Source organism: Bradyrhizobium sp. MI1.10 (assembly GCF_055811035.1).
The window spans coordinates 397,131-423,918 of record NZ_JBVVPN010000002.1 but is presented as its reverse complement, the minus strand read 5'-3'; the positions used below and the strand labels follow the sequence as shown (position 1 = coordinate 423,918).

At 63.7% G+C, this 26,788-nt stretch carries 32 protein-coding genes and 1 tRNA gene; 21 read left to right on the top strand and 12 right to left on the bottom strand.

The window, feature by feature from the left end:
* Positions 1 to 137: 137 nt before the first annotated feature.
* The gene (locus AC0L3K_RS04160; RefSeq protein ID WP_007590844.1) at positions 138 to 908 is read right to left on the bottom strand and encodes a DUF502 domain-containing protein; all 771 of its coding nucleotides are present in this window, start codon (positions 906 to 908) and stop codon (positions 138 to 140) included.
* A gap of 88 nt (positions 909 to 996) precedes the next feature.
* Positions 997 to 2,823, bottom strand: coding sequence for a glutamine--fructose-6-phosphate transaminase (isomerizing) (gene glmS / locus AC0L3K_RS04155; RefSeq protein WP_007590830.1), 1,827 nt, complete (start codon positions 2,821 to 2,823; stop codon positions 997 to 999).
* Positions 2,824 to 3,042: 219 nt separating this feature from the next.
* Here glmS and AC0L3K_RS04150 point away from each other — a divergent pair, with 219 nt between their 5' ends.
* Entirely contained in the window at positions 3,043 to 3,261 is a 219-nt protein-coding gene (locus AC0L3K_RS04150; protein ID WP_219684135.1) for a hypothetical protein, read from the top strand.
* 6 nt (positions 3,262 to 3,267) lie between these two features.
* Here the strand turns inward: AC0L3K_RS04150 and glmU are convergent, their stop codons facing one another.
* Positions 3,268 to 4,623, bottom strand: coding sequence for a bifunctional UDP-N-acetylglucosamine diphosphorylase/glucosamine-1-phosphate N-acetyltransferase GlmU (gene glmU, locus AC0L3K_RS04145; RefSeq protein WP_219684137.1), 1,356 nt, complete (start codon positions 4,621 to 4,623; stop codon positions 3,268 to 3,270).
* 172 nt (positions 4,624 to 4,795) lie between these two features.
* On the opposite strand from glmU, the gene AC0L3K_RS04140 reads away from it, so the two are divergent.
* Positions 4,796 to 6,145, top strand: a complete 1,350-nt coding sequence (locus AC0L3K_RS04140) for a hypothetical protein (RefSeq protein ID WP_473365486.1) — start codon at positions 4,796 to 4,798, stop codon at positions 6,143 to 6,145.
* A gap of 110 nt (positions 6,146 to 6,255) precedes the next feature.
* A complete protein-coding gene (locus AC0L3K_RS04135) occupies positions 6,256 to 6,636 on the top strand; it encodes a hypothetical protein (protein WP_007590823.1) in 381 nt (126 codons plus the stop codon).
* On the opposite strand, the gene AC0L3K_RS04130 is transcribed toward AC0L3K_RS04135, so the two are convergent.
* Complete coding sequence (locus AC0L3K_RS04130) at positions 6,596 to 8,155, bottom strand: glycoside hydrolase family 17 protein (protein ID WP_007590821.1); 1,560 nt, start codon at positions 8,153 to 8,155, stop codon at positions 6,596 to 6,598. The two genes, AC0L3K_RS04135 and AC0L3K_RS04130, sit on opposite strands and share 41 nt — an antisense overlap.
* 330 nt (positions 8,156 to 8,485) lie before the next feature.
* Here AC0L3K_RS04130 and AC0L3K_RS04125 point away from each other — a divergent pair, with 330 nt between their 5' ends.
* Together AC0L3K_RS04125 and AC0L3K_RS04120 are read left to right on the top strand one after the other, a co-directional pair.
* Positions 8,486 to 9,076, top strand: a complete 591-nt coding sequence (locus AC0L3K_RS04125; RefSeq protein WP_007590816.1) for a hypothetical protein — start codon at positions 8,486 to 8,488, stop codon at positions 9,074 to 9,076.
* Between the two features lie 213 nt (positions 9,077 to 9,289).
* Positions 9,290 to 11,965 (top strand): glycosyltransferase, encoded by a 2,676-nt coding sequence (locus AC0L3K_RS04120; protein ID WP_219684140.1) that lies wholly within the window; start codon positions 9,290 to 9,292, stop codon positions 11,963 to 11,965.
* 179 nt (positions 11,966 to 12,144) lie between these two features.
* Here AC0L3K_RS04120 and AC0L3K_RS04115 read toward each other — a convergent pair whose 3' ends face one another.
* Positions 12,145 to 12,279, bottom strand: a complete 135-nt coding sequence (locus AC0L3K_RS04115; protein ID WP_256375789.1) for a hypothetical protein — start codon at positions 12,277 to 12,279, stop codon at positions 12,145 to 12,147.
* 2 nt (positions 12,280 to 12,281) lie between these two features.
* Between AC0L3K_RS04115 and AC0L3K_RS04110 the strand changes: the two genes are divergently transcribed.
* The 7 genes from AC0L3K_RS04110 to AC0L3K_RS04080 all read left to right on the top strand — a co-directional run bounded on the left by AC0L3K_RS04110 (position 12,282) and on the right by AC0L3K_RS04080 (position 16,070).
* Positions 12,282 to 12,357, top strand: a tRNA-Lys gene (locus AC0L3K_RS04110).
* Between the two features lie 169 nt (positions 12,358 to 12,526).
* Complete coding sequence (locus tag AC0L3K_RS04105) at positions 12,527 to 13,078, top strand: hypothetical protein (RefSeq protein ID WP_473365485.1); 552 nt, start codon at positions 12,527 to 12,529, stop codon at positions 13,076 to 13,078.
* 474 nt (positions 13,079 to 13,552) lie between these two features.
* Positions 13,553 to 13,822, top strand: a complete 270-nt coding sequence (locus AC0L3K_RS04100) for a hypothetical protein (RefSeq protein ID WP_219684141.1) — start codon at positions 13,553 to 13,555, stop codon at positions 13,820 to 13,822.
* A gap of 900 nt (positions 13,823 to 14,722) precedes the next feature.
* Complete coding sequence (locus AC0L3K_RS04095) at positions 14,723 to 15,082, top strand: hypothetical protein (RefSeq protein ID WP_219684142.1); 360 nt, start codon at positions 14,723 to 14,725, stop codon at positions 15,080 to 15,082.
* 38 nt (positions 15,083 to 15,120) lie between these two features.
* Complete coding sequence (locus AC0L3K_RS04090) at positions 15,121 to 15,579, top strand: hypothetical protein (protein WP_245285851.1); 459 nt, start codon at positions 15,121 to 15,123, stop codon at positions 15,577 to 15,579.
* Between the two features lie 47 nt (positions 15,580 to 15,626).
* Positions 15,627 to 15,818 carry a hypothetical protein gene (locus AC0L3K_RS04085; RefSeq protein ID WP_007590801.1) on the top strand — a complete coding sequence of 64 codons (192 nt, stop codon included), beginning with the start codon at positions 15,627 to 15,629 and terminating at the stop codon, positions 15,816 to 15,818.
* 69 nt (positions 15,819 to 15,887) lie between these two features.
* Positions 15,888 to 16,070, top strand: coding sequence for a hypothetical protein (locus AC0L3K_RS04080; RefSeq protein WP_157158529.1), 183 nt, complete (start codon positions 15,888 to 15,890; stop codon positions 16,068 to 16,070).
* 81 nt (positions 16,071 to 16,151) lie between these two features.
* Here AC0L3K_RS04080 and AC0L3K_RS04075 read toward each other — a convergent pair whose 3' ends face one another.
* Positions 16,152 to 16,358 carry a hypothetical protein gene (locus AC0L3K_RS04075; protein WP_007590800.1) on the bottom strand — a complete coding sequence of 69 codons (207 nt, stop codon included), beginning with the start codon at positions 16,356 to 16,358 and terminating at the stop codon, positions 16,152 to 16,154.
* A 158-nt stretch (positions 16,359 to 16,516) separates the two neighbouring features.
* Entirely contained in the window at positions 16,517 to 17,179 is a 663-nt protein-coding gene (locus tag AC0L3K_RS04070; protein WP_219684143.1) for a hypothetical protein, read from the bottom strand.
* A 486-nt stretch (positions 17,180 to 17,665) separates the two neighbouring features.
* On the opposite strand from AC0L3K_RS04070, the gene AC0L3K_RS04065 reads away from it, so the two are divergent.
* The 4 genes from AC0L3K_RS04065 (at position 17,666) to AC0L3K_RS04050 (ending at position 19,147) form a co-directional block, all read left to right on the top strand.
* The gene (locus AC0L3K_RS04065) at positions 17,666 to 17,836 is read left to right on the top strand and encodes a hypothetical protein (protein WP_007590796.1); all 171 of its coding nucleotides are present in this window, start codon (positions 17,666 to 17,668) and stop codon (positions 17,834 to 17,836) included.
* Positions 17,837 to 18,145: 309 nt separating this feature from the next.
* Positions 18,146 to 18,388 carry a hypothetical protein gene (locus AC0L3K_RS04060; RefSeq protein WP_007590794.1) on the top strand — a complete coding sequence of 81 codons (243 nt, stop codon included), beginning with the start codon at positions 18,146 to 18,148 and terminating at the stop codon, positions 18,386 to 18,388.
* A gap of 134 nt (positions 18,389 to 18,522) precedes the next feature.
* On the top strand, positions 18,523 to 18,750 hold the full coding sequence (locus AC0L3K_RS04055; protein WP_354128853.1) for a hypothetical protein: 228 nt from the start codon (positions 18,523 to 18,525) through the stop codon (positions 18,748 to 18,750).
* A gap of 106 nt (positions 18,751 to 18,856) precedes the next feature.
* Positions 18,857 to 19,147, top strand: coding sequence for a Zn-ribbon domain-containing protein (locus AC0L3K_RS04050; RefSeq protein ID WP_219684144.1), 291 nt, complete (start codon positions 18,857 to 18,859; stop codon positions 19,145 to 19,147).
* A gap of 1 nt (position 19,148) precedes the next feature.
* Here the strand turns inward: AC0L3K_RS04050 and AC0L3K_RS04045 are convergent, their stop codons facing one another.
* Positions 19,149 to 19,535 carry an NUDIX hydrolase gene (locus AC0L3K_RS04045; protein WP_219684146.1) on the bottom strand — a complete coding sequence of 129 codons (387 nt, stop codon included), beginning with the start codon at positions 19,533 to 19,535 and terminating at the stop codon, positions 19,149 to 19,151.
* Between the two features lie 145 nt (positions 19,536 to 19,680).
* The gene (locus tag AC0L3K_RS04040) at positions 19,681 to 20,790 is read right to left on the bottom strand and encodes an AI-2E family transporter (RefSeq protein ID WP_354128844.1); all 1,110 of its coding nucleotides are present in this window, start codon (positions 20,788 to 20,790) and stop codon (positions 19,681 to 19,683) included.
* A gap of 141 nt (positions 20,791 to 20,931) precedes the next feature.
* Here AC0L3K_RS04040 and AC0L3K_RS04035 point away from each other — a divergent pair, with 141 nt between their 5' ends.
* Positions 20,932 to 21,150, top strand: a complete 219-nt coding sequence (locus tag AC0L3K_RS04035; RefSeq protein WP_007590776.1) for a hypothetical protein — start codon at positions 20,932 to 20,934, stop codon at positions 21,148 to 21,150.
* A gap of 84 nt (positions 21,151 to 21,234) precedes the next feature.
* The gene (locus tag AC0L3K_RS04030; protein WP_007590775.1) at positions 21,235 to 21,462 is read left to right on the top strand and encodes a hypothetical protein; all 228 of its coding nucleotides are present in this window, start codon (positions 21,235 to 21,237) and stop codon (positions 21,460 to 21,462) included.
* 74 nt (positions 21,463 to 21,536) lie between these two features.
* On the opposite strand, the gene dapD is transcribed toward AC0L3K_RS04030, so the two are convergent.
* On the bottom strand, positions 21,537 to 22,508 hold the full coding sequence (gene dapD, locus AC0L3K_RS04025) for a 2,3,4,5-tetrahydropyridine-2,6-dicarboxylate N-succinyltransferase (protein WP_007590771.1): 972 nt from the start codon (positions 22,506 to 22,508) through the stop codon (positions 21,537 to 21,539).
* A gap of 183 nt (positions 22,509 to 22,691) precedes the next feature.
* Here dapD and AC0L3K_RS04020 point away from each other — a divergent pair, with 183 nt between their 5' ends.
* Together AC0L3K_RS04020 and AC0L3K_RS04015 are read left to right on the top strand one after the other, a co-directional pair.
* On the top strand, positions 22,692 to 24,740 hold the full coding sequence (locus AC0L3K_RS04020; RefSeq protein ID WP_219684151.1) for an acetoacetate--CoA ligase: 2,049 nt from the start codon (positions 22,692 to 22,694) through the stop codon (positions 24,738 to 24,740).
* 93 nt (positions 24,741 to 24,833) lie between these two features.
* Positions 24,834 to 25,136: a hypothetical protein gene (locus tag AC0L3K_RS04015; protein WP_007590765.1), complete on the top strand. Its 303-nt coding sequence runs from the start codon at positions 24,834 to 24,836 to the stop codon at positions 25,134 to 25,136.
* Between the two features lie 3 nt (positions 25,137 to 25,139).
* Here the strand turns inward: AC0L3K_RS04015 and AC0L3K_RS04010 are convergent, their stop codons facing one another.
* Together AC0L3K_RS04010 and AC0L3K_RS04005 are read right to left on the bottom strand one after the other, a co-directional pair.
* Positions 25,140 to 25,376: a hypothetical protein gene (locus AC0L3K_RS04010; RefSeq protein ID WP_026233472.1), complete on the bottom strand. Its 237-nt coding sequence runs from the start codon at positions 25,374 to 25,376 to the stop codon at positions 25,140 to 25,142.
* Positions 25,377 to 25,714: 338 nt separating this feature from the next.
* Positions 25,715 to 26,002 (bottom strand): hypothetical protein, encoded by a 288-nt coding sequence (locus AC0L3K_RS04005; RefSeq protein WP_007590763.1) that lies wholly within the window; start codon positions 26,000 to 26,002, stop codon positions 25,715 to 25,717.
* Between the two features lie 190 nt (positions 26,003 to 26,192).
* On the opposite strand from AC0L3K_RS04005, the gene AC0L3K_RS04000 reads away from it, so the two are divergent.
* On the top strand, positions 26,193 to 26,780 hold the full coding sequence (locus AC0L3K_RS04000; RefSeq protein WP_007590762.1) for a formyltransferase family protein: 588 nt from the start codon (positions 26,193 to 26,195) through the stop codon (positions 26,778 to 26,780).
* Positions 26,781 to 26,788 lie beyond the last annotated feature (8 nt).

Genomic DNA, 26,788 nt, shown 5'->3' with positions numbered 1-26,788 from the left:
CAGATGGCAGCATCCGACTACGTGCCGATCTTCTTCAAAAATCGCTTGCATCTCGCGGGGCGTCCACAGATGAGTACACGCCCTGGCAGGGATGCGAACGCCCGCGTGAACGGCGGCCATCTCGCAAAGGAATGGCCCTACTCCACCTTCGCAGGCTGGGGCTGGAGCGCCGAGGCGTTGGCAATACGCGCGGCATTCGCCATGCCCGCCAGCGCCGCTGCCTTCTTCGAATCGGGCGCCGAGCCGGGCTGCACCACGCCGGCCGACATGATCAGCGTCGCGGCGTCCTCGGTGCTCATGTCGACCTCGACGATCTTGCTCTTGGGCACGTAGAAGAAGAAGCCCGTCGTCGGGTTAGGCGAGCAAGGCAGGAACACCGAGACGTGCTCCTCCTGACCCGGCAGGCTGCGGGAGACGTCCTCGTTCGGCGCTTGCGAGATCAGCACGATCGACCACATGCCCGGCGAGGGAAACTCGACCAGGCCGACCTTGCGGAAGCTCGAGCCCTTGCCCGAGAACAGCGTCTCGAACACCTGCTTCAGGCCGCGGTAGATGGCGCGCACCGCCGGAATGCGGCCGAGGAAGGTCTCGCCGACATCGACCAGTGTCCGGCCGATCAGATTGGCGGCGAGGAAGCCGACCAGCGTCAACGTGAAAAATGCGACGATCAGCCCCCAGCCGGGAATGACGTACGGCATGTAGGTTTCAGGCCGATAGGCCAGCGGCACGAACGGTCGCACCACGCCATCAACCCAGGTGACGAACCACCAAACCAGATAAAAGGTGATCGCAACCGGTCCCGTCACCACGAGACCGGTGAGGAAATAATTGCGGAAGCGGCCTATCAGGCCTGTATGCGGCTCCGGCACGGGATCAAGAGGCGCTGGCGCGTCGTCACGGGGGTTCATTCGGGTTCCAGGTCGGTCGCTTCGTTCAAGCTAGGTTCTTCTAGCAGGTTTTGGAAGACCACGAAGCGTTCCGGCCCGACCCTTCTGCCTATTCCACGGTCACGGATTTCGCGAGATTGCGCGGCTGGTCGACGTCGGTCCCCATGATGACCGCCGTATGATAGGCGAGCAGCTGAACGGGGACGGCATAGACCATCGGCGTGAACGCCGCCGCCATATCAGGCATGACGATCGTGACGAGGGACTCGACGGTCGCCTCCGCCGCGCCTTTTGCGTCGGTCATCAGGATGATCTTGCCGCCGCGGGCGGCGACCTCCTGCATGTTGGAAACAGTCTTTTCGAACACCCGGTCGTAGGGCGCGATGACCACGACCGGCATGGTCTCGTCGATCAACGCGATCGGGCCGTGCTTGAGCTCGCCGGCGGCATAGCCCTCGGCGTGGATGTAGGAGATCTCCTTCAGCTTCAGCGCGCCTTCGAGCGCGAGCGGGAAGCTGGTGCCGCGACCGAGATAGAGCACGTCACGCGATTTCGCGATCTCGCGCGCGAGCTTCTCGATCTGGAGCTCGGTGGTCAGCGCATCCGACATCAAACGCGGGACCTCGACGAGCCCGTGGACGAGCTTGGTCTCGTCCTCGTCGGACAGTTCGCCGCGGGCCTTGCCGGCCGCGATCGCAAGATTTGCCAGCACCATGAGCTGGCAGGTGAAGGCCTTGGTCGAGGCGACGCCGATCTCGGGGCCGGCCAGCGTTGGCAGCACGGTTTCGCTCTCGCGCGCGATCGTCGAGGTCGGCACGTTGACGACGGCCACCGTGTGCACGCCTTCGGCCTTGGCGTAGCGCAGCGCGGCCAGGGTGTCGGCGGTTTCGCCCGACTGCGAAATGAAGATGGCGAGATCTCCCTTGCGCAACGGCGCCTCGCGGTAGCGGAATTCGGAGGCGACATCGACCTCGACCGGCACGCGCGCGAAACGCTCGAACCAGTATTTTGCGACGAACCCGGCGTAGCTCGCGGTGCCGCAGGCCGTGATGTTGATGCGCTGGATGTTCTTGAAGTCGAACGGCAGCTTGACCGGCAGGGAGACCCGCTCGGTCGCCATGTCGACATAGCGTGCCAGCGTGTGGCCGACCACTTCCGGCTGCTCGTGGATCTCCTTGGCCATGAAGTGGCGGTAATTGGCCTTGTCGACCAGCGAGGTCGAGGCGGCGTGCTTGGTCTTCTCGCGCTGGACGGCGTGGCCGTCCTTGTCGAAGATCGCAGCGCTCGTATGGGTCAGCACGACCCAGTCGCCGTCCTCGAGATAGCTGATCGTGTCGGTGAACGGCCCAAGCGCGATGGCGTCGGAGCCGAGATACATCTCGCCGTCACCATAGCCGATCGCGAGCGGCGGACCGTTGCGGGCGCCGATCATCAAATCGTCCTCGCCGGCGAAGATGAAGCCGAGCGCGAACGCGCCGCGCAGACGCGCCAGCGTCAATTTCACCGCTTCCACCGGCTTGTTGCCGCGCGTGAGCAGATCGTCGACGAGATGCAGCACGATCTCGGTGTCGGTCTGGGTGTGGAACACCGTGCCTTTCGTCTCGAGCTCCTCGCGCAGCTCGCGGAAATTCTCGATGATGCCGTTGTGAACGACGGCGACACGCTCGGTCGCATGCGGATGGGCATTGTTGACGGTCGGCTTGCCGTGGGTGGCCCAGCGGGTGTGACCGATTCCGGTCGTGCCCTTGAGCGGCTCGGCTTCCAGCCGCTTCTCCAGATTCTTCAGCTTGCCCTCGGCGCGGCGGCGCTCGAGATGCTTGCCTTCGAGCGTGGCGACGCCTGCGGAATCATAGCCGCGATATTCAAGACGTTTGAGCGAATCCACCAATTGCTCTGCAACCGGCTCGCGCCCGAGAATGCCGACAATCCCGCACATGCGGATCAATATCCCCCAAATCGTCGAAAAATCGCCTAAACGACGCGCTCGGTTTTTAGCGAAGTTCCTAAGGAACCAGATACTCAATAATTATTGCTGATTGAGACAGCACCGACGGCAACGAGCCTCGCCTGCGTCGAACTGGCTGGGCCTTAAACCGCGCGCGTTAACTAGTTGTCAACGAATTTGGCCAACCCTTGCGTACCAGGGAGACAGGCCATGAAAGGCTCATCCGACCGCAAAAGTCGGTCATCGATGTCGGTGCGCGCCAGCGAGACCACCGGCACGCACCTTGCGCACTGGCCGCCGCCCCAGCGCGGCAAGGAAAGCAAGCCCGTCATCATCAAGCACGTCGCCGGCGAGCCGGCAAAGCGTGCCAAGCCGCGCGGCTGGCGCCTGACGCGGGCGATCTTCTCGGAATTTGCCGACGACGAATAGCGGCGCTCATTTCGCCGGCTTGTTCCCTCGCGTCTTCATCTCGCGATAGCGCGCCGCACCACCTTCGCGGATGGTCTGCGGACTGCGCTCCAGCGCCATGGCGTCATCAGGCACGTCGCGCGTGATCACCGAGCCCGAGCCGATATAGGCGCCGTTGCCGATGGTCACCGGCGCGACCAGCGAGGAGTTGGTGCCGACGAAGGCGCCCTGCCCGATGATCGTCTTGTGCTTCTTGAAGCCGTCGTAGTTGCAGGTGATGGTGCCGGCGCCGATGTTGGAATTGGCGCCGATGGTGGCGTCGCCGATGTAGGAGAGATGGTTGACCTTGACGCCGGCCTCCAGCGTCGCGGCCTTGGTCTCCACGAAATTGCCGATGCGCGCGCCGTCGCCGAGCGAGGTGCCGGGCCGCAGCCGCGCATAGGGGCCGATGGAGACCTTCTTGCCGAGCGTGGTCTCGACGATGTGCGAGAAGGAATGGACCACCGTGCCGTCGCCGATCGAAACGCCGGGCCCGATCACCACGAAGGGTTCGATCGTCACGTCCTTGCCGAACACGGTATCCGCGGCGAGATAGACGGTTTCGGGCGCGATCAGCGTGACGCCGGCCTCCATAGCCGCTTTCCGCAACCGCGCCTGCATCACGCTTTCGGCCTCGGCGAGCTGCGCCTTGGTGTTGATGCCGCGCACTTCGTCCTCGCTGGTTTCGATCACCACGGCATCCCATCCCTGTTCGCTGACAATGCCGACCACATCGGTCAGATAATATTCGCCCTTGGAGTTCGCATTGCCGATCTTGTCGAGGATGGCGAGCGCGCGGCGGCCGTCGATCGCCATGACCCCGGCATTGCAGAGGTCGATCCTGCGCTCCTCGGCGCTGGCATCGGCCTGCTCGCGGATCGCGACCAGGCGGTCGCCCTCGACGATGAAGCGGCCATAGCCGGTGGGATCGGCGGCGCGGAAGCCGAGCGCCGCAATCGCCGCGCCTTTGGCCAGCGGCGCGCGCAGCCGCGCAAAGGTCTCGGCCGAGATCAGCGGCGTGTCGCCGAACGCAATCAGCAAATCATCCACGCCCCGCGCAATGGCATCGCGCGCCGCCAGCACCGCATGTGCGGTGCCGAGCCGTTCCTGTTGCACGAAGGTGAGCGCGTCGGGGCGGATGCGCTTTGCTTCGTCCGCCACCGCCTGATGGTCGGGTCCGATCACGACCGCGAGCGAGGTGCCGGTTCCCCTGGGCGCCGCGGCGAGCACGTGGGCGAGCAGGCTCTGGTGCGCGACCGGATGCAGCACTTTCGGCAGGTGTGAGCGCATACGCGTGCCTTCGCCGGCGGCGAGCACGATCGTGAGGCTGGAACGGGCGGTCATCGAAATCCTGTCAATCGGCCGAATCAATCGGCGCCAGCGGCGACGGCCGCCCTCATGAGCTATCGCCTTGCTACCCCCGCAAACGCCCGGAGTTCAAGTGCGACACGCTTTTCCTGTTAATGTTCCCTGATTGATTCGGGGAAGCCGGACAGGGGTTGGGCACTTAACGTTCATGGCAAAGGATTCCGACCCACTGGCGGATGCCTTCGGCGCCAAGGAGACCGGCGGGCTGTTCTCCGGACTTGTGGCCGAGGAGAGTTCGTTCGATCGCGGCATGATGTGGCGGCTGGGCTCATGGGGCGTGGCGGCCGTCGGCGCCGTGGTGATTGCCGTGTTCGCCAACCAGGCCCAGCTCGGCTGGCGGCGCGACCAGGTCGCGTCCGCCGATCTCGCGCGCCAGGCCGACCGGCTCCAGATCCTGACCAAGGAGAGCCAGAACGAGGCCCGCCGGCTCGCCTCCGCCATCGAGACGCTGAACACCGATCGCGACCGGCTCTATTCGCGCGTCACCGTGCTGGAGCAAGGGCTCGATTCCGTCACCGGCGCCATCGCCAAGCAGACGACAACGCCGCCGCAGGCATCCGTCGCGAAGCCGCAGGACGCGCCAGCTTTGATCGGGCCGCCGGCGCCCGGCATCGCGCCGGTCGCCTCGACACCAGCTCCGGCCAACGACAAGCCGCGCACCGAGGCCGCAAGGGAGCCGTCGAGCCCGGCGCCACAGAGCGCAGCGGCGGCCTCGCTGGTCGCGCAGTTGCCGGCGACAAATTCGGCACTGCCGATGCTTCCGTTGGTCCCGTCCAAATCGATCATGGCGCCGCCCGATCCGGCCGCCCCGAAACTGGTTCAGCCCGAATCCACTGAGAAGACCACTGAGAAGATCGCTGAGAAGGCTGCCGAGAAGAAGCCCGATCCGGCGCCCGCGCCCATCGAAGTCGCCGCTGCACCCACCAAGCCGCCGGAGGCTGCCGAAAGCGAGGCTCCCGCGATCGCGGTCCAGCAGACGCGCTTTGCGATTGATCTCGGTGGCGCCAACTCGCTCGACGGACTGCGCGCTCTGTGGCGCGGGCTCACCAAATCCAATCCCGAGATCGCAGCGCTGCGGCCGATCATCATGATCAAGGAAGGCAACACCGGCCTCGGCATGCAGCTCCGCCTCGGTGCCGGCCCGCTGATCAATGCAGCGGCTGCGGCAAAACTCTGCGCCGGCCTCGCCGAGAACGACCGCCACTGCGAGACCACCGTGTTCGACGGCCAGCGGCTGTCGATGCGCGGCGGCCAGGAAAAACAAGAGAAGACTCAGGATCGAGTTCAGGAGAAGAACTCCGACAAGACCCAGGACTCGGTGCCGCAAGCCGAGACCGCGCCCGCCGCCAAGCCCGACAAGCATCGCCGCAGCTATTCCTCGAAACGCTCGTCGAAGCGCGAGGAACCCGCGCCTGCTCCTGCGGCGCCGCCGGCCGCACAGCCGAAGCCGGAGACGGCGTCGGCGGGATCGACGCTGTCGTCGTTCTTCAGAAGATAGCTTACCTCGCGGCAATTCATCAGCTCAATGGGTGACGGATCTCACGCAGGGCGCGAGAAACTTGCGCCTTCCCTGTTGCCCGTCCGCGCCATCCCGACCATATTGCCGCCATGACAAAAAAGCCCTTCCGCCTCACGCCCTACCAGGTGCAGTTCCTGATCGTCGTCGGCTTCGCATCCGTCGGCTATGCGCTCTATCTGCGCTACCTCGGAATCGAAAACTCGCAGGTCGGTCTCGCCTGCGACGCCGGGCTTCAGACCCTGATCTGCAAGGCGCGCTCGGTCTCGACCGTGCTGTTCAAGAATTCGGTATTCGGCATCGTCGCGCTGGTGGTGGCCACGCTGAACCTGATGCGGCCGTCGATCGTGCTGCTCACCGTCGGCATCATCGCCGCCGGTCTCGGCATCGTGCTCTACAATGTCGTGCTGTCGGGCCTGGCGATCGGCCTGTTCATTCTTGGATTTGCTCGGCCCGCGCCCGCCACAGCGTGAGCGCGAACAAGAGATACATCGCGCAGGTCCACAGCGACTGCCAATTGTCGCGGCCCTCGTTGAAGAGCACATAGGCCGCCGACAGCGTCAGCACGCCGGCGAAGACCGATTCCGCGATCGGACGCTGGCCAATCTGCGGCCGGTTCAGCATCAACAGCGCGAACGGCACCACCGCCATCGTCAGCGAGGCGTAGGGGAAGTCGTGGTAGCGCGGGTCGAACACGAAGCCGAGCGCGGTCTGCGCCGCGATCACCGCGGCCACCGCCAGCGTCAGACCCAGCACGGCGGTGAGCTTCGACCATTTCCGGCCCTCGCGCGGACCGAGCAGATCGAGGAAGGTCGGAAGGCTGCGGCCGATCACCATCGCCTGCGCGCAGAAGATCGGCGACAGGATGCCGGCCGCGAGCAGCGTGCCCCAGAGCAGCCAGCCGCCGATGCCGTAGCTCTCGTAGTACATCTTGTCGGCGCCGATCCCGAGCAGGATGCCTGCCGAGGTCGCCGAGATCGCCACACCGAGCCAAGCCGAGAAACGCGGCGTCCAGGGCCTGCGCCGCAACGTCAGGCCGGCCACCGCGAACACCAGCACGCAGAGGCCCATGCCGGCGCCCATGTACCATTTCCAGTAAGGGAAATTGCTGATCGGCTGGCCCGGCGGATATTTCAGGTTCCGGCGCACCGAGTCATAGAGGCCCCAATAGCCGCCGACGGTGCCTTCCAGCTTGCGCTTCCAAGGCTGGTCGTAGGACTCGATCAGATTGACGCGGAATTTCTGCGCTTTCGCCAGACTCAGGATCTCGGAGACGACGCGCGCCTGGTTGGTGCGCGAAGGCAGCGCGCCCTCGCGCATGCGCCCTTCGCTCGGCCAGCCGGTTTCACCGATCAGGATCTCCTTGCCGGGAAATGCGACCGCCATGCGCTCGCGGATCTGTTCGACATGGGAGGCGGCAAACTTCGCCTTGACCGGGAAGTCCTCCCAATAGGGAAGGATGTGGATCGTGACGAAGTCGACGGCGTCATAGATCTCGCGATTCCTGAGCCAGAACTCCCAGACATCGGCATAGGTGACGGGCACGCTGACCTGCGCCTTCACCGAGCGGATGATGGAGACGAGGTCCGCGGTCGTCATCTCGCCGCGCAGCAGCACTTCGTTGCCGACGATGATGCTGGTGATGGTTCCGGGGAAATCCTTGGAAAGGCGAATGGCGAGCGCGGCCTGCTCGAAATTCTTGGTGCGGTTGCTGGAGAGCCAGATCCCCTGGAGCACTTTCAGTCCACCGATCCGGGCCGCGATCGCCGGCACCTGGTCGAGCCCGTTCTCCATCGAATAGGTGCGGACGCAGTCGGTGATCTCCTTGAGCTGGCGCAGGTCCTGCTCAATCTGGTCGGCCTCGATATGGGTCCACGCGTTCAGCGGCGACTGCTCGCCGCGGAACGGCGCGTAGGAGACGCACTGGACCTTGTCGGCGGGATCGATCGGGGCGCGCGCGAGCGAGATCGGCGTGGCAAGCCACCACCACACGGCAGCGATCGCACCCAGTGAAACGAGCAGAAGCGCCAGTGGCGTACGAAGAGAAATCGGTTCCGTCCTCCGCGAAGGGCAGTCGATTACCTGCTAGCACGCCGTCTGCCAAGGGGGTGACTCCGTTATGGATACATCCCTCCCCTGAGGAATTTACCTGCGGCCGTTCGACCGAGGCCTAGGATCGTGACTTTGCTGGACAAAATTCCAGATTCAGGCCATGGACTCGGGAGGACTTTTCCGCCGCATTGGAGACCCATTTGGACGCCATCACGCAGGCGCGTCCGCGAAGGTCCTGACGCGGACGGTCAGTGATATATTGGGGAATTCATGCGGCAACGGGTGTTCGAGTTACGAAATGCGGTCCTGCGGCAGCTCGCCGCCACCTTGGCCGTTTCTTCCCTTGTCATCCTGATGGGTATCGGCGCGGCCTCCGCCCAGAGCGGCACGCCCGCCCCCGACCAGAGCAAGGCAGCCGCCCAGCCCGCCGACGCGGCCAAGGATGCCGCCCAGAACCAGCGCCGCACCGACGAGTTCGCCGAAGCAGCCCAAGTCATCAGCGGCCCGGCCGGCAACCCCGAATGCGTCTGGCTCGGCCGGCGCGTGGTGCGGCTGATGTGGCGGGATGACCTCGATACCGCATTCCGCCATCTCGACTTGTACGACCGCTTCGGCTGCCCCGGCGGCCATATCCAGGCCGCGTTCCGCTGCCTGACCCGCTTCGGCGGCCAGATCGATCCCAAAGTCGCCGAGACCCTGGACAGCCGTGTGCACGCTTGCTGGATCAACCCGGCGTCGCAGCCGCAGCAGGCGGCGGCCGCAGCCTCCCAGCCGGCCGCGCCGGCATCGGGCAATGCGCAGCCGCAGCCGGCCGCGAGCCCCTCGCCGGCGGCAAGCCCGTCACCGGCGCCCCCGAAATAGCCGCGATTGTTTCAGCCTCCGTTCAGGAACGATCGGCGATAGAGGCAATTGGCACTGCTGCGAATTTGAAATGTGCATGCCCTCATACGGTCATGAGGCGATGACAGTTGTGAAACCGCGCGGCAGAGGTATGCTCCATTTGCCGCGGACTTGGTCGGATCTCGGGGTCGGATCCGCTTCCCTGCCCCCTCAGCCCCTTTTGGTTTAGCCGCGATGCGGGTTGTCGCCGCCGTTCTGTTGCTTGTGTCCGCGCTCCACGCCGGCCTCTGGGGGGTCTTGCGTGACAAGGAACCCGCGCCCGACTTCAAGGGCTTGCTGCCCAGCGTCTCCTATGCGCCGTTCGAGGGCTCGGCTCACCCCGATATCGACAACATTCCGACGGTGGAGAAAATCCGCGCCGACCTGAAGACGCTGTCGACGATGACGCGCGCGATCCGTCTCTATTCGTCCACGGGCGGCGTGGAACTGGTGCCGCCGATCGCGGCCGAGTTCGGCCTCAAGGTCACCGTCGGCGCCTGGATCGACAAGGACAAGGATCGCAACGAGCGCGAGATCAAGGCCGCCATCGAGCTCGCCCGCAAGAACAGCAACGTCAACGGCGTCGTCGTCGGCAACGAGGTGATCTACCGCGGCGAGCAGAAGGTCGAAGACCTCATCGAGATGATCAAGAAGGTCAAGGGCGCGGTCCGCGTGCCCGTCACGACCGGTGAAATCTGGAACATCTGGCGCGACAATCCCGACCTCGGCTCCAATGTCGACTTCATCGCCGCCCACGTGCTGCCCTACTGGGAGAACTTCCGCTCGGACCAGGCGGTCGACCAGGCCGTCGACCGCTACAATCTGTTGCGCAACCTGTTCCCCGGCAAGCGCATCGTGATCGCCGAATTTGGCTGGCCGAGCGCGGGTTACAATTTGCGCAACGCCGACCCCGGTCCGTTCCAGCAGGCACTGACCTTGCGCAACTTCGTCAGCCGCGCCGACGCCATCGGCATGGAATACAACATTGTCGAAGCCATCGATCAGCCCTGGAAATACTTCGAAGGCGGCGTCGGTCCGTACTGGGGCATCCTCAACGCCAGCCGCGAGCCGAAATTCGCATGGACCGGGCCGGTGGAGAATCCCGACTATTGGAAGCTGATGGGTGTGGCGCTCCTGGTCGGTATCCTGCTGTCGCTGCCGATCCTGCGGCTGCAGCAGCCGACGGCGAAGCAGGCGTTCCTGCTGTCGGCCACCGCCAACGGCGTCGGCGCCTGGGCCGCCACCGTGTTCGCGTTCTGGAACGGGCACTATTTCATCTTCGGCTCGGCCTTCGCGCTCACGCTCGGCATGATCCTGCTTGTTCCCCTTGTGCTGATCGCGATGGCGCGCATCGACGAGATCGCCGCCGTCGCCTTCGGCCGGCCGCCGCAGCGCCTGCTCGCGAAGGACAAGCCAGTCGAGAACGTACCGGAGAATTACTTTCCAAAAGTCTCGATCCACATCCCCGCTTATTTCGAGCCGGTCGAGATGCTCAAGCAGACGCTCGATGCGCTGTCGCGGCTGAACTATCCAAACTACGAATGCGTCGTCATCATCAACAACACGCCGGACCCTGCGTTCTGGCAGCCGATCCAGGATCATTGCCGCGCGCTCGGTGAACGCTTCAAGTTCATCAACGCCGAGAAGGTGCAGGGCTTCAAGGCCGGTGCGCTGCGCATCGCGATGGACCGCACCGCCGTCGACGCCGAGATCATCGGCATCCTCGATGCCGACTACGTCGTCGATCCCGACTGGCTGAAGGACCTCGTGCCGGCGTTCGCCGATCCCAGTGTCGGCCTGGTGCAGGCGCCGCAGGAACATCGCGACGGCGATCTGTCGATCATGCACTACATCATGAACGGCGAATATGCCGGCTTCTTCGACATCGGCATGGTCCAGCGCAACGAGACCAACGCCATCATCGTGCACGGCACGATGTGCCTGATCCGCCGCGCCGCGATGGACATGGCCGGCGGCTGGTCGTCCGACACGATCTGCGAGGACAGCGACCTCGGCCTTTCGATTCAGCAGTTCGGCTGGACCACGCACTACACCAACCACCGCTACGGCCAGGGCCTGCTGCCCGACACCTACGAGGCCTTCAAGAAGCAGCGTCACCGCTGGGCCTATGGCGGTCTCCAGATCGTCAAGAAGCACTGGCGGAACTTCCTGCCGGGACGGAGCCGGCTGACGCCCGACCAGAAGCGCGAATATGGCCTCGGCTGGCTGAACTGGCTGGGTGCCGAAAGCCTCGGCGTGGTCGTGGCACTGCTCAACCTCGTCTGGGTGCCGATCGTCGCCTTCGCCGACATCGCCATTCCCGACAAGATCCTGACGCTGCCGATCATCGGCGCCTTCATCGTCTCGCTCGCGCACTTCTTGTCGATGTACCGCGCGCGCGTCGCGATCAAGCCCGGCCAGATGCTGGGTGCGATGATCGCCGCGATGAGCGTGCAGTGGACAGTGTCCCGCGCCGTCGCGCAGGGACTGATCACCGAGCACATCGCGTTCGCGCGCACCTCCAAGGGCGGCCTGTCCAGGATGTCGATCGAGTTCCAGGCGTTCTGGGAGGCCGTGATCGGCGCCCTGCTCCTGATCGGCGCCGGCGTGCTGGTGGCCTCCAACAGCTATCGCCAGATCACCGAGATCTACATCTTCGCTGGCGTACTGGTGCTGCAGAGCCTGCCGTTCCTGGCTGCGGTCGCCATCGCCATCCTCGAGCTCAGCCGCATCAACTCGTTCCAGTTCTGGCGCGACAGCGCGATCCGCACCGCCGAGCTGATCGGCCTGCGCCCGGTCGCGCTGCCGACCCCCGCCGGCACGCCGCAGCAAGTGCCGGTGCCGAGCGAGGTCCGGCGGGAAGCGAACTGACGGGGCTCCGAACGCGGCATCCGGCCCATGGGCGGACGTCGCGGGTTCTTCGGCGTGGATGGCGGCCCGCCATCTCGGTTGAAAATCCCGGCTCAAGCATTGGAAACGGCGAGCGAATTCCCGCTGTTGCCTTCAACTTCGGCAGCCACCCGAGCTATTGACCTCCGCGCCCCATCCCCCTACACAGCGCGGGCCGAAAGCATGATCCGGAAACAGCCGGTTTTTCCGCAACGCTTGCGTCGATGTGGCGGCAAGACATGCTTTTCCAAATGACCGAAGACGATGGCGATCTCTTCAAAGCCATCAGCGGCCATGGGAGCGCGTAGCTCAGCCGGTAGAGCACGTGACTTTTAATCACGGGGTCCTGGGTTCGAGCCCCAGCGCGCTCACCAACAGATACTCCGCTTTAAAATTTTCGGTTTTATCGGAGCCTTGCTCATGCGGGGCGCATTCCGGGCCACTTGGACCCTTTTGCCGCCATAGGAAAATAGGGCTGCCGAGCACGTGCAGCGTGCGCCTCCATCGTGCCACTATCGACTCCTTGATTCGGAGTGAGTCTAGATGGCGAGTAGAAGCGTCGAGTTGGCTGTGTTCTGGCTGCCGCTCCTTGCGGGTATCCTACTTAGCGGGATTGCCGGCAGTGCTTGGTACGGCGGCGACAAAATTCCAGCAATTTGGATCGCTTTCTTCGGAGTGGTCTGTCTATTGCTGACCGCTGCTCTCCAAATACAAAACTTCGCGTATGCCAACCTGCTGCAACCAGAAATCGATATCGAAGCACCGACCCAACGAACAATTTTGACGTGGAATCCGCCTACCAGCTTTTTCATCAACTCCCGTCCCGAGAACAAAGCGCCGCCCGGAAGAGACAGCTCCGAGTCCCCGGCGACCATTTTCGAGAACAGGAGCAACGTCATCGGGCAGGACGCGTCCAATGTTGCGCCCGCTCAGCTCAATCAGCGCGTCGACACGATCTGGCGAATAGCCGGTGCGTCCGCGCTCAAAATTGGTCGTGAAGGCGCACATCTGATCTTCCAGCACCGCGAACCCGCCAACGTGATAAACCTGCACTTAGGAAACGTGCGGCGGGGGCGGTGGTTGGTTCTTGCCTGAACCACGCCAATTCATAGCGTTTAGCTCCTTTTAGCCGCCGGCAGTCAATGTCCAGCCATCACGCTCATTGCGTATCAGCTTTTGCTGTTCGAGCTTCTGCGCCAGACGGTACACGTCCAATTTCCGATAGTCCCCGGTACTCCACCGGACATGCGCAGCCGTCTAAAGGGAACTACCCTGCCGGCTTTTGGACCATTTCGGATGACGCGCAGCAAGGAGCGGGGCAGCCCACCGATCCTCATTTGCCGCAAATGCAGGGGGCGAATGGACTACCTCGCGACGCTGCCTGCGATTGTGAACCTACCGGCAGTGTATGCTTACAGGTGCCTCCCCTGCCTGAGAGTTGACACCGTCGCTCTGGAGTAGCCCGCATCGAGCGCCGAGGCTTATCCACACCCACGACCCGCAGTAGCTCGCCGCCGACCGACGCCCCTACCAATCGATAATTTGCAGCCTGCATCGAGGCGCGTTTTGATGGGGCATGCCTCGCTCCGCCGTCATAGCGCCACTCATTTCAGTCGCCGCCCGGTCAAGATCACTTTCGGCGAGCTGCGCGAGATGGGCATAAGCGGCGTCATGGTCTGGTGCCACTGCGGCCATCACGTCGCGGTCAGCGCCGATCGCTGGCCCGACGAACTGCGGCTTTCTGATCTTGAACGGCGGTTTATCTGCCAAGTCTGCGGTAGTCGCGGCGCCGATGTGCGGCCTGACTTCGCCCCTCCCAAAATGGGCACCAACGTATGAGGCCCGCCAGGCTTAGCCGGCGGGCCCTTTGATGGCTCACTGAGGAGGCTTCTTCGTTGCGGTCGGTGGCTTCGCTGTGCCACTGCTGGGGGTATCATAATGCGCCGAGTTACGTCCGCCCCCAGGCTTCCCATTCATTTTGCCCGCCGATGTTGGAGACGTCATAAAGCCGGCGGCGATCATCGCGCCGCCGAACGCAACAATCACAAACAAAGCAGTAGCTCTTACGATTTCGGCGCGTTCTCCGGCCTGTCGTTCCCCCGTGTAGGCCGGGACTTCGCCTCCTGCCAGTGGAGTGAACCTTTATGTAGCCGGCTCAGACAAATGAATGTCCGGGATTTTGCTGATCCCTCTCGGGGCTGGAACGCCGCCGCCTGCGCTTCATTTCAAGCGGGCGGCGTTTTCATGAGGAAAGCCTATGGTACGCGCGCACCCCCAGCTTTGGTGCGGAATTCAGTATCTATTCTGACTGAACAAGCGCCTAGTCATTCGATCACCGGCCCATCACGGCATCTATCGGTGACTGAGAGCTGCTCGTGCTCCCGCCCTACGCGGAGCCACCCTATGCCAACCAGAAAAAAACAAACCATTCCCCTGACAACGCGACTTGCTCAATTGGCGGAGGAAGCCCGCCGCCGCGCCGAGGCGGCTCCGCTCGGAGCGAAGCGCGAAACTCTCCTGAAAGCGGCGCGCATAAGCGAAACCGCCCTCCAGCTCCAGCAATGGATTAGCTCACCTGGATTGAGAGCACCGAGCTAACGGGAAGGGCCGCCCGGTGGGCGGCCTCTTTTCTTTGCCTCACTGTGACGGCTTGGCTGGCCCCCGACCCGCCAAGGCGCACGGCCGACGGCCGGAACGATCCGCCAGCAGCGCAATTGCTCCCTGAGTAGGAGTTGCGTCATGCGTCATGCGCCGTCGATCGTGCCGCTGGATAGGCTCGACCGGGAGATTTACCTTGTGCTGGAAGACTTGGGCGCGCGCGCCGGCTGCTCCTGGCGGGAGACCGACGAGCAGGACACCGACGTCGAGGCCATCATCCGCGACCTGCTCTCCGGGCAGTACGCCTATCCGGTCCATATCGTCGCCTTCAACGCGATCGAGGGCCGGGCTCGCGATGCGACCAGCGAGATCGCTGACGAGCTGGCCGAGCGCGTCACAGGGCGCGCCGAGATCACGCCGGCCTTGCAGGCCTTCATCCGGGCCAATGCTTCCCGACCGTTTGCTGTACAACTGGCGCTCCCTCTACGGGGCGCCGCCTGACTTCAAATCTGTGATCGACATGTTGCGTGGGGACTGCGGTGACAGTGATCAAGCAGGCACAGTTATCGGAAGTTCGCCCTTCCCCTCCGCCTGATTTTTTGGTACCAAATAAAATGAAACCAGCAAAAAAGATTCGTGCCAAAAAGCATCGCGGCCGCCCCGCTACTGGTCAGGGCGTCCAGATCGGCACGCGCTGGCCGGAGGCGACTGTCGTTCAGATCGACGCATGGGCGTCGCGGCAGGAAGACACTCCGGCTCGCTCTGAATCCATCCGTCGGCTGGTCGATATTGGCTTGGGCAAACCCGCCCCCGCCCTCGCGGTTACGTCTGCCGCCAAGGCCTCGTCCGAGCGGGCTCGGGAAATGGCGGGTAAAGCGATCGACAAGCTCAAAGACAACAAAGCGAGCCCGGATGACCAGGCCAGCCGCAAGCGGCGGCTCGTCAAGGGACCCGAGGAATTCCAGAACGTTCGACGCGATCGGCCAAATCGAAAATGATTTGACCGGCGCCCGCTTGGTCAATCTCGCCTCAAGGCAAAAAGCAAATGATCAAACCCAAACGGTCGGCCGAGCAACAAATCGCGGACGAAGCCGATCGAAGGACCCTCAATCCGATAGCATCGAGACAGACAATAGCGGACAGTCAAGCCACTCCGGAGTTTCAGGAAAACCTCAAACGCCTGAAGTCCGAGCGGCTGGAGCGTGAGGCTCGACTGAATCCGAAGCGCAAGGTCTGATTTGAGCTTGTCGAGCTTTCGCCTCGCCTGGTTGGGCCGGTCAGGCCAACGGGCCGCGTTGGATGGAGGGTGCAGAAGGTCGTGGAAATGTTGAATCGACGGTGGATGATCTTCCTGCTGGTTTCCGTGGTGATCGTTTGCTCGATCTTCGCAGGCGCTCGGTACTATCTCAGCAAATGCCATGGCATGGATGCGTGCGCGGCCGCCGAAGCCGAGAGCCATGAGCGAGACAAGCCGGCCGAGCCACAATAGTTTTCGGATAAAAGCCCGCTGCGAAGACGGACGTACCCCAACGGCGAGCTCGCGAATGAAAGTCAGGACCGCGACGACGGACTACACCACGCCGCCGAAGTCGATGCCTTCCTTGGCAAGCGCCTCAGCTTCCTCGGCGGACGTTGTCGGCTTCGTATCGAGGTAGGGGCGCTCGGACGCTGGCAAAATCGTGCGGAGGTTCTGGCCGTCTGTCCGCGTGATGCGAGCAACCCAGCGCTTGGGCCCGTGCTCAAGCCGTTCGATATGGTACTGCTTGTACGTAATCATGACCGTCGGACGCAACTGACGCTGACACAGGCTTTATTCTATCCAACCAGGCATCGCCGCACAACGGCCGCTTAAACTGGGTTAGGGCCCGCCAGCCCGTCAACGCGAACCCGGCCGCGATGGCGCACACAGCCCCAGATGATTTGCCTGACCTACCTTCAGCTCTCCGGAGCTGACACCGTAGCCGGCGTGCTCAGCGGAGCTCCTCCCACCGAAACTGGCCCGATAGATTTCGACTGCCGGGCGATCCGCTTACGGATCGCGGCGGACAGTCCGTAGCGCGCATGCGCTCGTCGAACGGAGGACGTGACGTCCGACATCATGGCATTTTGCAGCGAGTCGATCTTCGCAATCAGTGTGGACAGCTGCGAAGATACCTTCCTCACATCGACCCGTTCGTCCGTGATGCTCTGTCGCAGCGAAAGCAGCACCATCGAATCCGCCTGCAGCACAGCCGCGTTTTGTTGCAATGCCTGGTTGCTCTCCTGCAGCGAAGCCGTGTGTTGCTGCTGGGTCGACTGAATATCCTTCAAGGCAGCGACAACCGGATCCGGCTTTGGCGCTGAAGCCTCTTGCCGCGGTAGCAACTCAGCCAGGCTGCTCAGATTGAGCGACGGCAAGCCGGACGGCCATGTGTAGATCGCCGCCGCGCCGTTGATGGCCAGCGCACACACCGACAGCGTCATAACCGACGTCCGGCTGGACCGCTTGACGGGTTCTGGAGCGTCCAAGCTTGCGGGTTCGTCGGCGGCGATGGCCGCAGCCAGTGCGGCAGGGTCGAGCTGTTCGACAAGGCCTTGCGTTTCGAAAGTCGCGGTCATGGCATTGACCCCAAATGAGCGAGCAACAGGAAGCCGTCGCCGGAACGTCCTCGCGACGGCTCCCTTACGCAGCACCCATCTACAACTGTCTAAAATTGTCGGCTTTTCAGCTTAATTTCACGTTAGCGGCCGCGGCCTGCCGCAGACCCCGCCGCCCCGGCCGACTACGGGGTCGTGCGACAGACATAACTCGCAGGCCGATGCGAGAGCTCCTCCCGAGCCCGGGACGCCGCCTCGGCCCGAAGCGGATTTTCCGAAGTTGGCACACTACGCCTGTTTTGCCCGACGCGTCAACCGGCGTCTCCGCCGGATGCAAGACCGCCGTGTGCCAAAAAGAAAGCGTTGCGCCAGCAGGACTTAGCTACTGTGCATGGGGTTGTTTTCGCGATTTTGGCCAGCGTGTGTTCGTGCGCCGGCCCCTGCCCCAAAAGCCGCGAGACAACCCGCTCAAAAAGTGTAGGATTCGACAAAACAGGGAGGAGCGGCATGTTTGAAATCAGCGGTTTCGACACGGCAGGAATCGTCAGCCTCAAGCGGCTGTCACTCACCGCCGCCCTCAAGAAGGCCAAGGAACTTATCGCCGACGGGTGCTGGGGCGTTCAGGTGATTGGTCCAGGGGGCCAAGTCTACACCTCGTTCGAGGAGCAAGCCGCGTAGTCCGCCCGCCTTGGGCATCATTCGGAAAGCACCCGACCGACCGCGCGTCGCGCGCTCTGGCGGTTGCAACGATCGACGTGAAAACCCCAGCGCCTGGTGGAGCGCTGGGGCGTTTTCAAAATATCAATTGGTGAAGCAATGAGGCCTTCGTAGCAGCGATCTCGGCCATCGCTTGTGAACTGCTTCACACGTCCTTCGATCTTTCCACACCTTGACGAGGCTCAACTGCCGCACGCCGTGCCGTTGCCAATCAACTCGTTTGGGAGCACGCTCTCTCCAGGCGCGCAGACGCCACTCAGGGAGAAAGCCATGAAGGACACGGGCCTGGATCATCGCCACCGCGACAAGGATGGCGCGATCAGCAAGAAGCACGGCAACACGCTGGTCGGTACGTTGCGCAAGATCTACGGCAAGGGTTTTGCTGCCGGTTATCCGGATACGACTGAACTCAGCGAGGTCCTGCACCAGCTGAACGAGACATCGCTCAGCCAGTTGCGACGCGATCACGACACCGGGCATCTCGGCCACAAGATCGACCACGTCCCGAAGTGAGGGACTTCACGGGTCCCAACTTCAGGTAGATGAAATCAACTTCGCTGCCGGTGGTCTCGCCGAACTTGCCGTTTGAGCTCTCGCAGCCCGAGCGCTAGGATGAGCCTTTTACGGAGGCTCATTTGAAACAGTTCATGATCATCACCGCCATTGCACTCGCCCTGACGACTCCCGCCCGCTCGCAGGCTCTCGTCGATCCCAACAAGGTTGCTCCCGAATATCGCGAGGCGGCCGAGAAGCGGAGGGCCGAGCAGATGCGGCAGCGCGAATGTGCGCTGAAGGCGGATCTCGAGAAGGTGCTGCCCAGGGATCGCACCGTCTATCTCAACCATTGCCTGGACACGATAGCGGCCAAGCAATAGGCGGCTGTTTCAAGCGGCTTGAGGTCGCCGACGCGTTCAAGCTTTCTTCAGACATTTGGGATCACCTGACGATCCATTTCCATCAGTCATTGTCGATCGACCGCGCATGAGTTTCGTCCAGATTCAGTGCACGCGCTGCAAGACCGTGTTCCGCGACCGCGCGGGACGGTTGCAGGACGGCTATTCCAGGCAATGTCCGAGCTGCGAGGTGGTGCTGTTCTTCGCGGAGGATTCGCCGAACCCTCAGGTCAAGCAGGCCATGAAGCGCGCGCGCCAGGCTCGCAAGGAGCAGCGCGAAACCGAAATGGCCAGGATCTCCGCGCCGCAAGCGCGCGCCAATTTTTCGCGGGCCCACACCGGGCGGATACAGCTCTCATCGGAGGACGACGGGGACTAGCTCACCCGCGCTTCCGCGGAAACAGGCGGTCGCGGATGTAGCGCGAGGTCGGCGTCAGGCGGATGCCGCGCGGCTTCTGCCAGACGGCGCGATCAATCTCGTGCTTGTCGCCGATCGCGAGCCTGCCCTTGGCGCCCTTGGCGATGAAGATCGCGTCGCTCATCTTGCGGCCGGAGCGCTTGTTCCTGGTCGTCACTTCCTTCCAGAGGCTGATCCGGCCGAGCTTCAGCTTGGGCAGCTCTTCCTTGATTTCCCGCCGCAGGCAGTCCTTGTCGGATTCGCGCGCCCGCTTGCGGCCGCCCGGAAACATCCACAGGCCGTCCGACCGCCGTCTGACCAACAAGACCTTGCCGCGCTTGGCGGCAACCAGTTTGGAAGACTTCGCCATGTCCGCCGTAATCGAAAATAGAATCGAGCCCATGGTAACTTGTCTAGTCCGATAGACAAGTTCGGGATCGATCTTGATCATATGGGGCAACGCCGCCAGGTCTGATTGAACCCGGCAGGCCGATCCCGCCGTTCGAGGCGCCGGATCAGCCCTCGCCCGCCGCCGTCCCCGCCCTCGACCCCGCCTCTGCCCGGTCCTCCGTCCTGATCCAGGCCATCATCATCTCCCAGGCCACCGACAGGATGATGGGGCCGATGAACAGCCCGACGATGCCGTGGGCGAGCGTGCCGCCAATCACGCCGACGAAGATGACGATGGTCGGCGTGGTCAGGCCGCGCCCCATCACCAGCGGCTTCAACATGGTGTCGAGGAAGCCGACGACGACGAGAAACACGGTGAGCAGCAGCGCGGTAGTGACGTCCTTGGCGGTCCAGATCCAGATGATCACCGGCAGCAGCACCAGGAAGGCGCCGATCTGCACGATCGAGAGCAGCAGCACGATGAAGGCGAGCAGGCCTGCGCTCGGCACCGCGGCAAGCTTGAAGCCGATGCCGGCGAGCAATGCCTGCACGATCGCGACGCCGATCACGCCTTGCGCCACGGCGCGGATGGTCGCGCCCGCGAGCCCCAGGAAATGCTCGCTCTGTTCGGGCACGATGCGAAACAGGAAACCGCGGCCGGCCGCAACCAGCCTCGGCCCGTGCGGAAACAGGAAGCCGGCCACGAATACCGAGACCAAGAACTGGAGCGTGCCGACGCCTGCATCGCCCGCGAGCGACAAGAGCGGTCCCGCCAGCGGCTGGAGATACGGCGCCACCTCGCGCAGCACCGCGCGGATGTTGTTGTAGGCCTGCTCCCAGAGCTCGAATAGCCAGGGGCCAACGACCGGCCACGACTTCAGCTGCTCCGGCGCCGATTGAAGCGCGAGGTCGCCGGTGCCGAGCTGGTGCGCCAGTTCGCGCACGCCGTCCACTGCACTGATGCCGAGCCAGGTCGCAGGACCGATGACGATGCCGAGCGTGATCAGGGTCAGGATCGCCGCTGCGGTCTTGGGCCGGCCGCCCAGGATCTTCGCGACCCAGCTGAAGGCCGGGTAGAAGGCAACCGCGAGCACGCCGCTCCAGGCAAGGATCGGCACGAAGGGGCGGATGATCAGGAAGGTCCAGATGATCAGCAGGCCGAGCAGGCCGACGCGGATCACGAGCTGGATGATGTCCTCGCCCGTCAGGAGCTGACGCAGACTTTTCACGGGCACGGCTTTCCTTGCGGCATTGACGCGGGTTCCGGCACTTGCGCGGCCCAGCGTTATTGCCAGCCGCGCACCCGGCGTCAAGACGACCGAGCCGGCCCGAGCCGGTGATTAGGAACGCATCGGGCCATTCGGCATTCCGAGACGATGGCACGCCGCCCCAGAGAGCCCGTCGCACATGCGGGAATTCACCGCGGCATCCACTTTTCCCTGAAGCCAAACGCCGCACCGGGCTATTGGCGCTACGCCTATGCCGTCGGCGACAGGGCCCGCTCCGGGCGCGTGCAAGGCAGGCTGCCGTTGCTCGCCATCAGGCGCGTACAGATGCGCATCGACCGCGACATGCGGAGCATTAACGACGGTTAACCGGATTTCGTCCAACCGGTTTACGCCGATGCAAAGGCGCGCACCTACGCTTCCATCGAGGTCCCCCAAACCACTTTCGGTGCAATGGCCAATACCATCTGGACGATCGAAGAATTCACCTGCGCGGGTTGCGGCATGAACTACACCGCGACAAGGGAGGAGCACGCAGAAGTGCATTCCGGCAGCTTCAAGTGCAGGATCTGCAGCGGCGTGGTGCACACCTGGTCCGGCAAGCACCATTTCTTCGGCTGGGAAGCGGTGAAGACCAAGCCACCCGTGTTCGGAAGGCGCTGGGCCGGGGTGCCGTGGTAGGCCAACCGACGAAGCGGGCAAGCTGAGGCTGTTCTGCGACGGCGGCCAGGGAGCAACGCTGCGGCCGTCGTGGCCTAGCTGTGAAGTTGCGCGTTGAGGCCCTCCCAATTTGGCGTACGTTTGGTTGCCTCGATCGCACCGCTCTGGGAATTACGACGAAACAGAAGGCCCTTCTGGCCTGATAGTTCTCTGGCTTTCAGGATTCGGCCATCTTCCAGAAGGATGCGCGCCCCCGCCGTGACATAACAGCCGGCTTCGACGATACAATCGTCACCCAATGAAATGCCGATGCCGGCGTTGGCTCCGATCAGGCAGCGCTCACCAACTGTGACCCTCTCTTTCCCTCCTCCGGACAGAGTGCCCATGATCGATGCTCCGCCGCCAACGTCGCTGCCGCTTCCCACAACCACACCGGCGCTAATGCGGCCCTCGACCATGCAGGGGCCGAGCGTACCGGCGTTGAAATTGCAAAAGCCCTCATGCATGACGGTTGTGCCCGGCGCCAGGTAGGCTCCGAGCCTTACACGGTCCGCATCTGCAATTCTCACGTCCGCAGGCGTCACATAATCCGTCATGCGCGGAAACTTATCGATGCCTGCCACCTCAAACGCGAGGGCACGCTTTCGCGCCACCATTCGCGCTTCCGGGACACGAGAGCATTCACAGGGACCGAGTGTCGTCCAGGCAACGTTGGGCAAAAGACCGAAAATTCCTTCAAGATTCAGGCAATGGGGCTGGACGAGCCGGTGGCTCAGGAGATGAAGTCGAAGATACGCGTCGTGCACATCAGTCGGCGCAGATGCAAGAGAGTGAATTTCTGTACGAATGGAAACGATCTCGACATCGCGGATATCATCGTGTCGCGCATATCCGTCCGCCGATGCACCCAACGATCTGACGATCTCGTCGCTCGTCAGCCGTACCGTCACGGCCTTGTCGGCCGCCACAACCAGGCGCAGCCGAGGAAACCAGGAATCCAGCACGCGACCATCAGCGCCAACCGTCGCAAATCCCTCACCACTCGCGCCCCTCAGCTCCATCGTCATTTGAATGTCTCACACTATGATCCCAGACGCAGTGCATACGCGTTCCCGGCGAAATGGCAACTTCTGGTGGCTCAAAGGCGATCGCCCGGATTTGGCGAGCCAGACGCGGCTGCGCGAACTGCGACTTCTACTTCGTTCCATCGCCGGCTACACTCCTCTCCCTGCAATCAAAATCGATCCGCAATGACCTCACCCTTCGTTCCCCAGATCGCCCTCTACCGCAACTGGCTCGCCGAGCAGCGCGGCCTCACCTTCGCGACCTACGAAGACATGCGACAATGGTCGGTGCGCGATCTCGACGGGTTCTGGCACAGCATCTGGGACTATTACGATCTGCAATCGCCCACGCCGTTTGCGGCGGTGATCACGGAGCGCAAGATGCCCGGCGCGATCTGGTTTCCTGGCGCCCAGGTCAACTATGCCCGGCAGGTGTTCCGCCATGTGGATGCGGCTGACGCCGCCGGCCTGCCCGCGATCGTCAGCTGCGGCGAGGACGGCAAGCTTTACGAGACGAGCTGGCCGGAGCTGCGGCGCAAGGCGGCCGCGCTCGCGCTGCACCTGAAAGCAAAAGGCATCAAGCCCGGCGACCGCGTCGCCGCCTATCTGCCCAACATCCCCGAGACCATCATCGCATTCCTGGCGAGCGCCAGCATCGGCGCGGTCTGGAGCGTGTGCGCGCCCGATATGGCCGCGCCTGCCGTGATCGACCGCTTCAAGCAGATCGAACCCAAAGTGCTGATTGCCTGCGACGCCGTCACCTATGCCGGCCGCCGGCACGATCGCAAAGACGTCCTCGCCGAGCTGCGGCGATCGCTGCCGACGGTCGAGCACGTCATCCTGCACAGCGAGGCCGTCGCGCCCGCAGCGGCGGACGCCCTGCTCTCCGAGATCGTCGCAACAACGGGCGCGGAGATCGACGCGTTCGAGCCGGTCTGGCTGCCGTTCGATCATCCGCTCTGGATCGTCTATTCCAGCGGTACCACCGGCCTGCCGAAGCCGATCGTGCACGGCCATGGCGGCATCGTCATCGTGGTGCTGGCGCTGCTGGGATTGCACAACGATCTCGGCTGCTCATACCACGAGAACTCGTTCGGCGAGCGCTATCACTGGTACTCTTCGACCGGCTGGATCATGTGGAACAGCCAGGTCGGCGGCCTGCTCAGCGGCACCACCTGCTGCATCTTCGACGGCAGCCCCGGCGGCGCCAGAGACAAGCCGGACTGGACCACACTGTGGCGCTTCGTCGCGCAGTCGAAAGCGACCTTCTTCGGTGCGGGCGCCGCGTTCTTCGCCAACTGCGTCAAGGCCGAGATCGATCTCGCCGCCGCCGGTGATCTCTCACAGCTTCGATGTCTCGGCTCGACCGGCTCTCCGCTGAGCGCCGACACGCAAGCGTGGTTCAACGACCGCTTCGCGGCGCTCTCGAAAGCCAACGGCAGCAAGGCGCAGGCCGATATCTGGTGGGCCAACATCTCCGGCGGCACCGATTTCGCCGGCGCCTTCATTGGCGGAAATCGCGAACTGCCGCAGACGCCGGGCGCGATGCAGTGCCGTCTGCTGGGTGCTGCCGTGGAAGCCTTCGACGAACAGGGCCGCGCCGTCATCGGCGAGGTCGGCGAGCTCGTCTGCACCGAGCCGATGCCGTCGATGCCGCTCTATTTCTGGAACGACAAGGGCGATGCGCGCTATCGGGCGAGCTATTTCGAGACCTATCCGGACAATTTCGACGGCAGCGGCCGCGGGCCGGTGTGGCGGCATGGCGACTGGCTCAAGGTCGACCCGGACGGCTCCTGCATCATCTATGGCCGCAGCGATGCCACCATCAACCGGCATGGCCTGCGCATGGGCACGAGCGAACTCTATTCCGCGATCGAGGCCCTGCCCGAGGTGCTGGATTCCCTCGTCGTCGATCTCGAATATCTCGGCCGTGACAGCTACATGCCGCTGTTCGTGGTGCTGCGCGAAGGCGTCGCCTTCGACGGCGCAATGCAGGCGAAGATCAACAAGGCGATCGAGGCCGGCCTCTCGCGCCGTTTCCTGCCCAACGAGATTCTTGCGGTCGCCGAAATTCCGCGCACGCTCTCGGGCAAGAAGCAGGAACTGCCGATCAAGAAGCTGCTGCTCGGCCAGCCCGTCGAGAAGGTCATCAACCGGGAGGCGATGGCCAATCCCGCCTGCCTCGACTGGTATCTCGCCTTCGCACGCGACTATGTGGCGCGGACCGAGACTTGAGGGGGAGATCGCCCCAATTGCGCCGATGCCGTTTGGACTCCGTTCACCGATCGCCGCTAGAGCAGGATGGATCTTCCGCAACGAACGCGCGCCATGGCCGACCTCAACGCCGTCCTCACCAGGCTCAACGACCGTTTGCTCCGCCTCGAGGGCGAGCTGTTCGTGCTGCGCTCGCTGGCCCGCGCGACGCTGACGGCGGGCGATGACCACGCGGCGCGAATGCGCAAGCTGGTCGAGGCCGCAAAGGTCGCGCTCGACGACGAGGCCACGCGCCCCCTCGACAAGCCGACGCGCAAATATGTCGATGCGGCGACCGCGCTGGTAGAGGAATTGCTGGTCGAGCCGACCTCGGCGCGGCCGTTGTTCACCGTCATCGACGGCGGCCGGCGCGACTGAGCGTCAAACTGGCCGGCCGTCATCCGTCGCTGCGATATCGCCCGACTTGAGCCGGCTGAGGCCGGCTTCGATGATCGCGATCTCCTCGTCGATCTGGCCGATCGGCAGGCTGAAATCGTAGCCGGATCTGCTCTTCAGATCGACCGCAAGCCGCTGTCTGTGCATCATCAGCTCGTCGAGGCCGCGCCGGTTCTTCAGTCGGACATAGACGTCGACGATCTGCTCAATCGCGCTCGGCATGAAATAGGTCCCGGCGAAAAAGCCCGCACGGCGCACCCACGCCGGCGGGACAATCTCGGTGTCGCGGTACGCAATACAAATCCGCGACGGATTCGTCGATACGCCAAGCTGGTTGAGATCATGTTACCGTCAGATGATTTCGTGATGGCCGAGCACGAAAAAGCCGCTGGCAATTACGCCAGCGGCCAAATCCGGGTTCGAAAACGGATGCGGGTTGAAATGTCGCCAGCCCCGGTGGGTCCACGTTCTACCGGCAAATCCTGGATCACTCTGCTAAAAACGAAACACAGGAACCGGCCTATCTCCACTTGCCGCCCGACCGTGGTGGCGCGGCCACGCTAGTCCGAAACGCAAAAATATTTGCGCGGCAGCCTACGGTAGGCGCTGTAGCGGTAATGCGGCCGGTACGCGTAGCCGCGATAGAGTGCCGGCGGCTCCTGGCCGTAATAGGCGCCGTGATCAAAATTGATGACCGGCCCTTCCGCGCAGCGATAGGTGTCCCAGGTCGGGCCGATGAACGGTGCCACCCCAACCTCGGGCGGAACCGCCGGATAGGGTGGTCCGCCAGCGCGCGCCGCAACGGTTACGACCGGGGCCGCGAGAAGGACAAACCACGCGCTCCGCATGCGTTCGCTCCGAGCCGATGCCATGCGCGCATGGAAGCACCGGACCGGCCGACGCCGCAATCGCGGAGTTGATCGCGCACCCCTCGCCCGGTGCATTGTTGATAACCGGCGCAAACCCGGCGCGGGTGGTGACAGGACCTCCGGACGTGTTATCGGGAGATGACGCAGTTGCGAGACGGATCGGACACCCATGCGCATTACCCTCGTCGGCTCCCGCCATTTCGGCGTGACCACCCTGAACATGCTCCGGGAGCACGGTGTCTCGATCGTGCGGGTCGTGGTGGCCGACGCCGAGGATCGTCTCGCCGCGACAGCGAAGGCGGCAGGCATCGGGGTCGTGGTCCAGGCCAACCCCAAACTGGTGGTGGCCTCCGAGATCGCCCCCGACACCGATCTGATCGTCACCGCGCACAGCCACGCCCGGATCGGCAAGGACGCGCTCGAGGCCGCGAAGCTGGGCGGGATCGGCTATCATCCCTCGCTGCTGCCGCGTCACCGCGGCAAGGCGGCCGTGGAATGGACCATCAAGGAAGGCGATCCGATCGCCGGCGGCACGATCTATCACCTCGCCGACCGCATGGACGCCGGCGCCATCGCGGCCCAGGAGTGGTGCTTCGTCAAGAAGGGCGAGACGGCGCGGGAGCTATGGGAGCGCGCGCTGGCCCCGCTCGGGCTCAAATTGCTGGCCGACGTGATCGATTACGCCAAGGTCCACAAGGCGCTGCCGTCCAAGACTCAGGACGAGCAGTTCGCGACCTCGGCGCCAAGTCTTTCCTAAAGCCCCTT